Origin of the sequence: Streptomyces sp. NPDC101110, from assembly GCF_044759525.1 — a bacterium.
Classification (GTDB): domain Bacteria; phylum Actinomycetota; class Actinomycetes; order Streptomycetales; family Streptomycetaceae; genus Streptomyces.
Map to the genome: position 1 here is coordinate 135,755 of NZ_JBIVZM010000016.1, position 10,886 is coordinate 146,640.

Here is a 10,886-nt window from a genome sequence, read left to right on the forward strand (position 1 = left end):
CCTAGCGGGTCAGGAAATGCCGAATTCTCGGCCGATGAACTGGAACATCTCGTCGTCGCTCGCGGAGTCGATCGCGTCCGCCACCGACTCCGTCTCGGCGCCCTCGTCGCCGCGGCCCTCGCCCAGGCGGGCCAGCAGCGTCTGGAGGCGGGTGCTGATACGGACCCGCTCGCCGCCGTCCGGGTCGAGCGAGGAGAGCAGCGACTCGAGAGCGTCCAGCTCGTCGTGCACACTGCGCCCGGCTCCGTCGCCGTCGGGCAGCGCGCCCAGCAGGTACTCGGCGAGTTCGACCGGGTTCGGGTAGTCGAAGACCAGCGTGGCGGGCGGCCGCAGTCCGGTCGCCCTGCCCAGCTGGTTGCGCAGCTCGACACCGGTCAGCGAGTCGAACCCCAGCTCCCGGAAGGCACGGTCCGCGGGCACCTCCGACACACTCGCGAAACCGAGCACCGACGCGGCCTGCCGCCGTACGAGATCGAGCAGCGCGGCACGCCGCTCCTCACGCGACAGCCCGGCGAGTCGCTGCGTCAGCGTTTCGCTCTCGGCCGGTGAAGTTGCCTGCGCGGTACGGCGGTTGGGGGCGCGTACGAGTCCGCGCATGAGGGGCGGTACGCCGGTCGAGGTGGCCTGGGCGCGTACGGCGGCCAGGTCGAGGTGCATGGGCACGAGCAGGGCCTGCTCGGTGTCCCACGCGGCGTCGAGGAGGTGGAGGCCTTCGGCGTGGGTGAGGCCGGTCATGCCGCCGCGGCTCATGCGGTCGGCGTTGGTGCCGCCCAGGTCGGCGGTCATGCCGCCGGTCTGTTCCCAGGCGCCCCAGGCGAGTGAGGTGGCGGGCAGTCCGTGGGTGTGGCGGTGGTGGGCGAGGGCGTCGAGGAAGGTGTTGGCGGCGGCGTAGTTGGCTTGGCCGGGGGTGCCGAGGACACCGGCGGCGGAGGAGAAGAGGACGAAGGCGGAGAGGTTCAGGTCCTTGGTGAGGTCGTGGAGGTTGAGGGCGGCGTCCGCCTTGGGGCGGAGCACGGTGTCGAGGCGTTCGGGGGTGAGGGAGTTGATGACTCCGTCGTCGAGGACGCCGGCGGTGTGGATGACGGCGGTGAGGGGGCGCGCGTCGTCGACCGAGTTGAGCAGCGTTTCGAGGGAGCCGCGGTCGGCGGCGTCGCAGGCGGCGATCTCCACGGTGTCGGCGCCGAGTTGGGTCAGTTCGGCGGCGAGCTGCGGGGCGCCTTCGGCGTCGAGTCCTCGGCGGCTGGTGAGCAGCAGGTGGCGTACGCCGTGTTCGGTGACGAGGTGGCGGGCGACGAGGGAACCGAGGGCGCCGGTGCCGCCGGTGACGAGGACGGTCCCGGCCGGATCCAGGCCAGGGCCGGTCTGGTCGGTGGCGGTCTGGGCGGTGCCGGTGCCGGTGATGGGCTCCCGGGCCAGACGCGGCACGCACAGAGCGCCGTCACGCAGTGCGGCTTCCGGCTCGTCGGAGCCGAGGAGCGACCACAGCGAGGTGAGTTCCGAGGTCGCCTCGTCGAGGTCGAGGAGGACGAACCGGTCGGGGTTCTCGGCCTGCGCGGCGCGTACGAGGCCCCAGACCGTCGCGTTCGCCAGGTCGCGCACCGTGTCGTCCGGACCGGCGGCGACGGCACCGCGCGTGACGAACACCAGCCGGGAACCGGCGAAACGGTCGTCCGCCAGCCACTCCTGGACCAGGGACAACGCGTGATGCGCGGCCCGATGTGCGGCGGTGCCCGTGTCCGTGCCTTCGTGGGCGGGGACGGCGGCGAGAACGACCTCGGGAACGGACCCGGAGCCGGCGAGTTCCGCCAGGTCCATGACGGTCACCGCGTCGACACCGGAGCCCTTGAGCAGGCGCTGGAGGACGTCATCGGCCCCGACGACGGCACAGGAGAGCGCCTGGGCGGTCGGGTCGGCCGTGGGGGTGGTCAGTCCGGTCCAGTCGACGCGGAAGAGAGCGTCGTGCGTGGCCTCGCGGCCCCCGGTCAGCTGCTCGGCCGCGAGCGCGCGCAGCGTCAACGACTCCACCGACGCCACGTGGGCTCCTGTCTCGTCGGCGACGGTCAACGACACCGCGTTGGCGCCGCCGGACCCGGCGGTACCGGCCGGGGACAGCCGCACGCGGAGCGCGGAGGCGCCGGTCGCGTGCAGGGAGACACCGTTCCACGCGAAGGGCAGCCACGGGCCGCTCTCCGGCTGGCCCTCGCCCGGCGCTCCCACGAAGTCGCCCAGGGCCACGGCGTGCAGGGCGGCGTCGAGGAGGGCGGGGTGGAGCCCGTAGCCGCTGGTGGCGGTGGACTCGGGCAGCGCCACTTCGGCGTAGACGTCGTCACCGAGTCGCCAGGCGGCGCGCAGGCCCTGGAAGACCGGGCCGTACGCGAGACCGGCCCCCATGAGATCGGCGTAGAGGCCCTCCGTGTCCAACGGCTCGGCGCCCTTGGGCGGCCACACGACCAGGTCGGCCGAGGTGCCCGGGGTGTTCTCCGCCAGGAGACCGGAGGCGTGGCGGGTCCACGGCTCCGCGGCGTCCGCCTCGTCCGGACGGGAGTAGATCCCGACCTGACGCAGCCCGTTCTCCTCGGCGGCACCCGCCGTCACCCGGAGGGCGATACCACCGCGCTCGGGGAGGACAAGGGGGGCTTCGAGCGTCAGCTCCTCGACCAGACCGCAGCCGACCTGGTCACCGGCGTGGATGGCCAGCTCGACCAGTCCGGTCCCGGGGACGAGAACGGTGTCCATGACGGCGTGGTCGGCGAGCCAGGGGTGCGACTGGAGGGACAGACGGCCGGTGAGCAGGACGCCGTCGGAGTCGGGGAGAGCGATCGCGGCGCCAAGCAGCGGATGGCTGGTGGCGGACTGACCGAGCCCCGACGCGTCACCGGTGGTGGACAGCGGCTGGAGCCAGTAGTGCTGGTGCTGGAAGGCGTAGGTGGGCAGGTCGACGCGGCGGGCGTCGTGGCCTGCGAAGACGCCGTCCCAGTTGAGTTCGGCGCCGTGGATGTGGGCGGTGGCGATGGCTTGGGTGAGGGTTTCGGTTTCGGGGCGGTTCTTGCGGAGTACGGGCGTGAAGAGTGCTTCTTCGCTGTCGGACGCGATCTCCTGGGCCAGGGCGGAGAGGGTGCCGTCGGGGCCCAGCTCGATGTAGGTGGTGACGCCTTGTTCGGCGAGGTGGGTGATGCCGTCGGCGAAGCGGACGGCTTGGCGGACGTGGCGGACCCAGTACTCGGGTGAGCTGATGTCGTCGGGGGTGGCGAGCTGGCCGGTGAGGTTGGAGACGACCGGGATGCTCGGGGTGCCGTAGGTCAGGCCTGCCGCGATGGTGCGGAACTCGTTCAGCATGGGTTCCATGCGGGGGGAGTGGAAGGCGTGGCTGACGCGGAGCTGGTGGACCTTGCGGCCCTGTTCACGCCAGTGCTCGAGGACCTCGATCACCGCAGCCTCGTCGCCGGAGATCACGACGGATGTGGGTCCGTTGATGGCGGCGATGGCGATCTCGTGCTCGCGGCCTTCGAGCGTCTCCAGAACCTCAGCTTCGGTGGTCTGGATCGCGGCCATGGCCCCACCGGCGGGGAGGGCCTGCATGAGGCGTCCACGAGCGGCGACGAGCTTGGTCGCGTCGTCGAGGGTGAAGAGCCCGGAGACGTGCGCGGCGGCCAGTTCGCCCACGGAGTGCCCGACGAGGAAGTCAGGGGTCAGCCCCCACGCCTCGACCAGGCGGAAGAGTGCGACCTCGATGGCGAACAGTGCGGCCTGCGTGTAAACAGTGTGGTCGATCAGACCGGCGTCCGTCCCGTCCGTGCCGAAGACGACATCCTTCAGCGGACGTTCCAGATGCAGGTCGAGGTAGGAGCACACCTCGTCGAAGGCGGCGGCGAACACCGGATACGTGTCATAAAGCTCACGGCCCATTCCGGCCCGCTGGCTGCCCTGCCCCGTGAACAAGAACGCCAGCTTGCCGCGCCGCACGCTGCCTGAGGTGACGGCACCGGACGGCTCGCCCGTAGCCAACGCCTGTACACCCGCGAGGAGTTCATCGACATCGGAGCCGGTGACGACGGCCCGGTGCTCGAAGCGGGCCCGCGTCACGGCGAGGGAGTAGCCCACGTCCGCCGGACGCAGCTCGGAGTTCTCCCGCAGGTAGGAGTGCAGCCGCTCGGCCTGCGCCCGCAGCGCCCCCTCCGTCTTACCGGACAGGACCCACGGCACAACCCCACCGACCGCGCCCGGCGCGGTCGTCGGCACTGGCTCGGCTTCGGCCGCGAACTGCTCGATCACGACGTGGGCGTTGGTGCCGCTGATGCCGAAGGACGACACCGCCGCTCGGCGCGGCCGGTCGGAGCCGGACCACTCCCGTGCCTCGGTCAGCAGGGAGACGTCGCCCGTCGACCAGTCGACGTGCGGGGAGGGCTCGTCGACGTGGAGGGTCTTGGGCATGACGCCGTTGCGCAGCGCCATGACCATCTTGATGATGCCGGCGACGCCGGCGGCGGCCTGGGTGTGGCCGAGGTTGGACTTGATCGAGCCGAGCCACAGCGGCTCGGAGCCCTCGCGGTCCTGGCCGTACGTGGCCAGCAGCGCCTGCGCCTCGATCGGGTCACCCAGTCGCGTGCCTGTGCCGTGTGCCTCGACCACGTCCACGTCACCGGGTGTCAGGCCCGCCGACGCCAGGGCCTGGCGGATGACGCGCTGCTGGGAGGGGCCGTTGGGGGCGGTGAGGCCGTTGGACGCGCCGTCCTGGTTGACGGCGGAGCCGCGGACGACGGCGAGGATCTGGTGGCCGTTGCGCTTGGCGTCGGAGAGGCGTTCGACGAGGAGCATGCCCACGCCCTCGGACCAGCCGGTGCCGTCGGCGGCGCCCGCGAACGGCTTGCAACGGCCGTTCAATGCGAGGCCGCGCTGAAGGGCGAAGCTGGAGAAGGTGTCCGGCGTCGGCATGACCGTCACACCACCGGCCAAGGCCAAGGAGCACTCGCCCCGGCGCAGCGACTGCGCGGCCAGATGGAGGGCGACGAGCGAGGACGAGCACGCGGTGTCCACGGTCACGGCCGGCCCCTCGAACCCGAACGTGTACGACACCCGTCCCGAGATGACACTGCTCGATCCGCCCGTGCCGAGGAAGCCCTCGACACCCTCCGGGATCTCCGTCGGGCGCGAGGCGTAGTTGTGGTACATCACGCCGGCGAAAATGCCCGTTGAACTGCCGCGTACGGAGGCCGGGTCGATGCCCGCGCGCTCCAGCGCCTCCCAGGAGGCTTCGAGCAGCAGCCGCTGCTGCGGGTCCATCGCCACGGCCTCACGCGGGGAGATCCCGAAGAAGGCAGGGTCGAAGTCGCCCGCGCCCCGCAGGAATCCGCCTTCCAAAGCGTACGACTCTCCGTTGAGCTCCGGGTCCTCGCCGAAGACCCGCTCAAGGTCCCAGCCGCGGTCGGTGGGGAAGGGGGTGATGCCGTCACCGCCGTCGAGCAGGAACCGCCACATCCCCTCGGGCGTGGTGATTCCGCCCGGGTAGCGGCAGGCCATGCCGACGATCGCGATGGGCTCGTCGTCGGCGGGCGCGTCCGCCGAGGCCGCGGCCTCGATCACCGCATGGGTGTCCGTCAGCTCGGCCACCAAGAAGTCGGCGACGGCCGTCGCGTTCGGGTGGTCGAAGACGAGGGTGGCGGGGAGACGGAGCCCGACAGCCGTACCGAGTTGGTTGCGGAACTCGACGGCCGTCAGTGAGTCGAACCCGAACTCCTTGAACGCCTTCTCGGGGTCGACCGATTCGGCATCGGGATAGCTGAGCACCGCGGCGACCCGCGCCCTGACCAGCCCGAGCGCGAACGCGTGCCGCTCACTGGGCGCGTGCGCGACCAGCTGCTTCGCCCACTCGCCGCGCGCCGCCCCCGGAACGCCGGTGCGGGCACTACGGCGGTTGGGTGCGCGGACGAGTCCGCGGAGCAGCGGGGGTACGCCGGTCGAGGTGGCCTGGGCGCGTACGGCGGCCAGGTCGAGGTGCATGGGCACGAGGAGGGGCTGGTGCTGACGCCATGTGGCGTCGAGGAGGTGGAGGCCTTCCGTTTCGGTGAGGCCGTTGAGGCGGTGCCGGTCGGCGTCGGTGAGGTCGGCGGTCATGCCGCCGGTCTGTTCCCAGGCGCCCCAGGCGAGTGAGGTGGCGGGGAGGCCGAGGGTGTGGCGGTGGTGGGCGAGGGCGTCGAGGAAGGTGTTGGCGGCGGCGTAGTTGGCTTGGCCGGGGTTGCCGAGGACACCGGCGGCGGAGGAGAAGAGGACGAAGGAGGAGAGCCCGAGATCCCGCGTGAGTTCGTGGAGGTTGAGGGCGGCATCGACCTTGGGACGCAGGACCGCGTCGAGGCGTTCGGGGGTGAGGGAGTTGATGACTCCGTCGTCGAGGACGCCGGCGGTGTGGATGACGGCGGTGAGGGGGCGGATGTCGTCGACCGAGTTGAGCAGCGTCTCCAGTGAGCCGCGGTCGGCGGCGTCGCAGGCGGCGATCTCCACGGTGTCGGCGCCGAGTTCGGTCAGCTCGGCGGCGAGCTGCGGGGCGCCTTCGGCGTCGAGTCCTCGGCGGCTGGTGAGGATGAGGTGGCGTACGCCGTGTTCGGTGACGAGGTGGCGGGCGACCAGGGAGCCCAGAGCACCCGTGCCGCCGGTGATAAGGACGGTCCCGGGCGGGTCCAGGTCAAGGGTCGCCGGGTCGGTGCCGGTGACGGGCACCCGGGCCAGACGCGGCACGCGAACCGTGCCGTGACGGAGCGCGGCCTCGGGCTCGTCGGAGGCGATGACCGGCCACAGCGCGCCGAGTTCCGGCGACACTTCATCGGTGTCGATCAGGACGAACCGGTCGGGGTTCTCGGCCTGCGCGGACCGTACGAGGCCCCAGACGGGAGCGTTGGCCAGGTCGGTGACAGCGTCCTCGGGACCGGCGGCGATGGCACCGCGCGTGACGAAGACCAGGCGGGAGTCGGCGAAGCGGTCTTCCGCCAGCCACTCCTGAACCAGGGCCAGGGCCCGGTGAGCGGCGAGGCGTGCGGCGTCCGCTGTACCCGTGCCCTCCTCGGCATCGAGGGGGACGAAGACGACCTCGGGGATCGTGTCGGCGGCGACGAGGCCGGTCAGGTCCGCGAACAGAGGACCGTTCGCGAAGGAGGTCGCCCCACCCAGTACGGCGTAGGCCTTGGACTCGGCGTCCGGCACCGACAGCTCCGGCCACTCCACGTGGAACAGGGACTCGGCGAAGTTCCCGATGTCTGCGGTGAGTTGTTCGGTGGTGATGGCGCGGAGTACGAGGGAGTCCGCGGTGGCGACGGGGGTGCCGGTTTCGTCGGTTGCGGTGATGGATACGGCGTCGGTGCCGGCGGGTGTGAGTTTGACGCGGAGTACGGAGGCTCCGGTGGCGTGGAGGGTTACGCCGGTCCAGGCGAAGGGCAGGTGTGCGTGGTCGGTTGTTTCGGTGAAGTCGCCGAGGGCTACGGCGTGCAGGGCGGCGTCCAGGAGTGCGGGGTGCAGTCCGAAGCCGTCGGTGGAGGTGTCCTCGGGGAGGGCGACCTCGGCGTAGACGTCGTCACCGAGCCGCCAGGCGGCACGCAGGCCCTGGAACACCGGCCCGTACGAGAGACCGACCGCCGTCAAGTCGACGTAGAGACCGTCGAGTTCCACGGCCTCGGCGCCCTTCGGCGGCCACACCGACAGCTCGGGCGAGGCGACCGGGGCGGTGTCGTTCAGCGAGCCGACCGCGTGCAGGGTCCATGAGGTGTCGGGCTCGGCGTCGTCGCGGCGTGAATAGATGGCGACGGACCGGCGTCCCCCCTCGTCGGCGGCCTCCACTGCGACGCGCAGCGCTACACCCCCGTGCTCGGGGAGTACGAGCGGGGCCTGGAGCGTCAGCTCCTCCAGGGACCCGCAGCCGACCTGGTCGCCGGCGTGGATGGCCAGCTCGACCAGTCCGGTCCCGGGGACGAGGACGGTGTCCATGACGGTGTGGTCGACGAGCCAGGGGTGCGACTGGAGGGACAGCCGCCCCGCGAGGAGCACCTCGTCGGACTCCGGGATGGTCACGGCGGCGCCCAGCAGCGGATGCCCGGTCGTCCCGAGGCCGAGGCTGGTCGCGTCACCACCGGGGGCCGGCATGTCCAGCCAGTAGCGCTCGTGCTGGAAGGCGTAGGTCGGAAGATCGACGCGCTGTGCGCCCCGGCCTGCGAAGACGCCGTCCCAGTCGAGATGCCGTCCGCGTATGTGGGCTTGGGCGACGGCCTGGGTGAGTGTTTCGGTTTCGGGGCGGTTCTTGCGGAGTACGGGGGTGAAGAGTGCCTCTTCTGTGTTGGTGAGGGTTTGCTGGGCCAGGGCGGAGAGGGTGCCGTCGGGGCCCAGCTCGATGTAGGTGGTGACGCCTTGTTCGGCGAGGTGGGTGATGCCGTCGGCGAAGCGGACGGCTTGGCGGACGTGGCGTAGCCAGTACTCGGGTGAGCCGATGTCTTCGGGGGTGGCGAGCTGGCCGGTGAGGTTGGAGACGACCGGGATGCTCGGGGTGCCGTAGGTCAGGCCCGCTGCGATGGTGCGGAACTCGTTCAGCATGGGTTCCATGCGGGGGGAGTGGAAGGCGTGGCTGACGCGGAGCTGGTGGACCTTGCGGCCCTGCTCCCGCCAGTGCTCGAGGACCTCGATCACCGCAGCCTCGTCACCGGAGACCACGACGGATGTGGGTCCGTTGATGGCGGCGATGGCGATCTCGTGCTCGCGGCCTTCGAGCGTCTCCAGAACCTCAGCTTCGGTGGCCTGGATGGCTGCCATGGCCCCACCGGCGGGGAGGGCCTGCATGAGGCGTCCACGAGCGGCGACGAGCTTGGTCGCGTCGTCGAGGGTGAAGACCCCGGAGACGTGCGCGGCGGCCAGTTCGCCCACGGAGTGCCCGACGAGGAAGTCAGGGGTCAGACCCCACGCCTCCACCAGTCGGAACAGCGCGACCTCGATGGCGAACAGCGCGGCCTGCGTGTACACGGTCTGGTCGATCAGACCGGCTTCCGTCCCGTCCGTGCCGAAGACAACGTCCTTCAGCGGACGCTCAAGGTGCCCGTCAAAGTGCGCGCACACTTCATCGAATGCGGCGGCGAACACGGGATACGTCTCGTAAAGCTCGTGGCCCATTCCGGCCCGCTGGCTGCCCTGCCCCGTGAACAGGAACGCCAGCTTGCCGCGGCGCACGCTCCCCGAGGCCACGGCGCCCGACGCATCTCCGTCCGCCAACGCCCGTACACCCGCCAGGAGTTCGTCCATATCGGAGCCGGTGACGACGGCCCGGTGCTCGAAGCGGGCCCGCGTCACAGCGAGGGAGTAGCCCACATCCGCCGGACGCAGCTCGGAGTTCTCCCGTACGAAGGAGTGCAGCCGCTCGGCCTGCGCCCGCAGCGCCCCCTCCGTCTTACCGGAGAGCACCCACGGCACCACCCCACCAGCAACAGGAGCCTCGGGGGCCGCTTCGGTGTCGGCGGTCGGGGCCTGCTCCAGCACCACATGGGCGTTCGTGCCACTGACGCCGAACGACGACACCGCGGCCCGTCGGGGTCGGCCGGTCTCCGGCCACTCCCGTGCCTCGGTCAGCAGCGACACCGCGCCCGCGGTCCAGTCGATCTTCGAGGAAGGAGCGTCCACGTGCAGGGTCTTCGGCATGACACCCGCGCGCAGCGCGAGGACCATCTTGATGATGCCCGCGACACCGGCCGCCGCCTGCGTGTGACCCACGTTCGACTTGAACGACCCCAGCCACAGGGGCTGCTCCGCGGAACGCTCCTTGCCGTAGGTGGCCAGCAGCGCCTGGGCCTCGATCGGGTCACCCAGCCGCGTGCCCGTGCCGTGGGCCTCGACGACATCCACATCGGCCGTCGACAGGCCGGCGTTCGCGAGGGCCTGGCGGATGACGCGCTGCTGGGACGGGCCGTTGGGGGCGGTCAGGCCGCTGCTCGCGCCGTCCTGGTTGACGGCCGAGCCGCGGACGACCGCGAGCACCTTGTGGCCGTTGCGCTCCGCGTCCGAGAGCCGCTCCAGGAGCAGCATGCCGACGCCCTCGGAGAACCCCGTTCCGTCGGCCGCGTCGGCGAAGGCCTTGCAGCGGCCGTCGAGCGCGAGGCCCCGCTGGCGTGAGAACTCCAGGTACGTACCGGGAGTGGCCATCACGGTGGCGCCACCGGCCAGGGCGAGGGTGCAGTCGCCGTTGCGCAGCGCCTGGGCGGCCAGGTGCAGTGTCACGAGGGACGACGAGCACGCCGTGTCCACGGTCACGGCGGGGCCTTCCAGACCCAGGGTGTAGGAGACGCGGCCGGAGGCGACGCTGCCGGAGCCGCCCGTGCCCAGGAAGCCCTCCAGGCCCTCGGGGATGCCCTCCTGCGCGGGAGACGGCGTGTAGTCGGTGTTGTTCATCAGGCCCGCGAACACACCGGTCTTGCTGCCGTGCATCGACTCCGGGTCGATCCCGGCCCGCTCGAAAGCCTCCCAGGAGGCTTCGAGCAGCAGTCGCTGCTGCGGGTCCATCGCCAGCGCCTCACGCGGCGAGATCCGGAAGAAGGTGGGGTCGAAGTCCCCGGCGCCTTCCAGGAATCCACCGCGCGGCACCCGCTTCTCGCCGGTTTCGCCGACCGCCTCCTCGTCCGCGAGTGACAGGGCGTCGAGGTCCCACCCGCGATCGGCGGGGACCTCCGTGATGCCGTCCCGCCCGTCGGCGACCAGCTGCCACATCTCCTCGGGCGTGGTGATTCCACCCGGGTAGCGGCAGGCCATGCCGATGACGGCGATCGGCTCGCGATCCTTGTCCTGCGCCTCCTGGAGGCGGCGCCGGGTATCGCGCAGGTCGGCCGTCGCCCGCTTGAGGTAGTCGACCAATTTTTCTTCGTTCGACACTG

At 71.3% G+C, this 10,886-nt stretch carries 1 protein-coding gene; it reads right to left on the reverse strand.

Going from position 1 to position 10,886, the window contains the following annotated elements; translation table 11 throughout:
* Positions 1 to 9: 9 nt before the first annotated feature.
* Entirely contained in the window at positions 10 to 10,884 is a 10,875-nt protein-coding gene (locus ACIQU3_RS31525; protein WP_403929009.1) for an SDR family NAD(P)-dependent oxidoreductase, read from the reverse strand.
* Between the last annotated feature and the right edge of the window lie 2 nt (positions 10,885 to 10,886).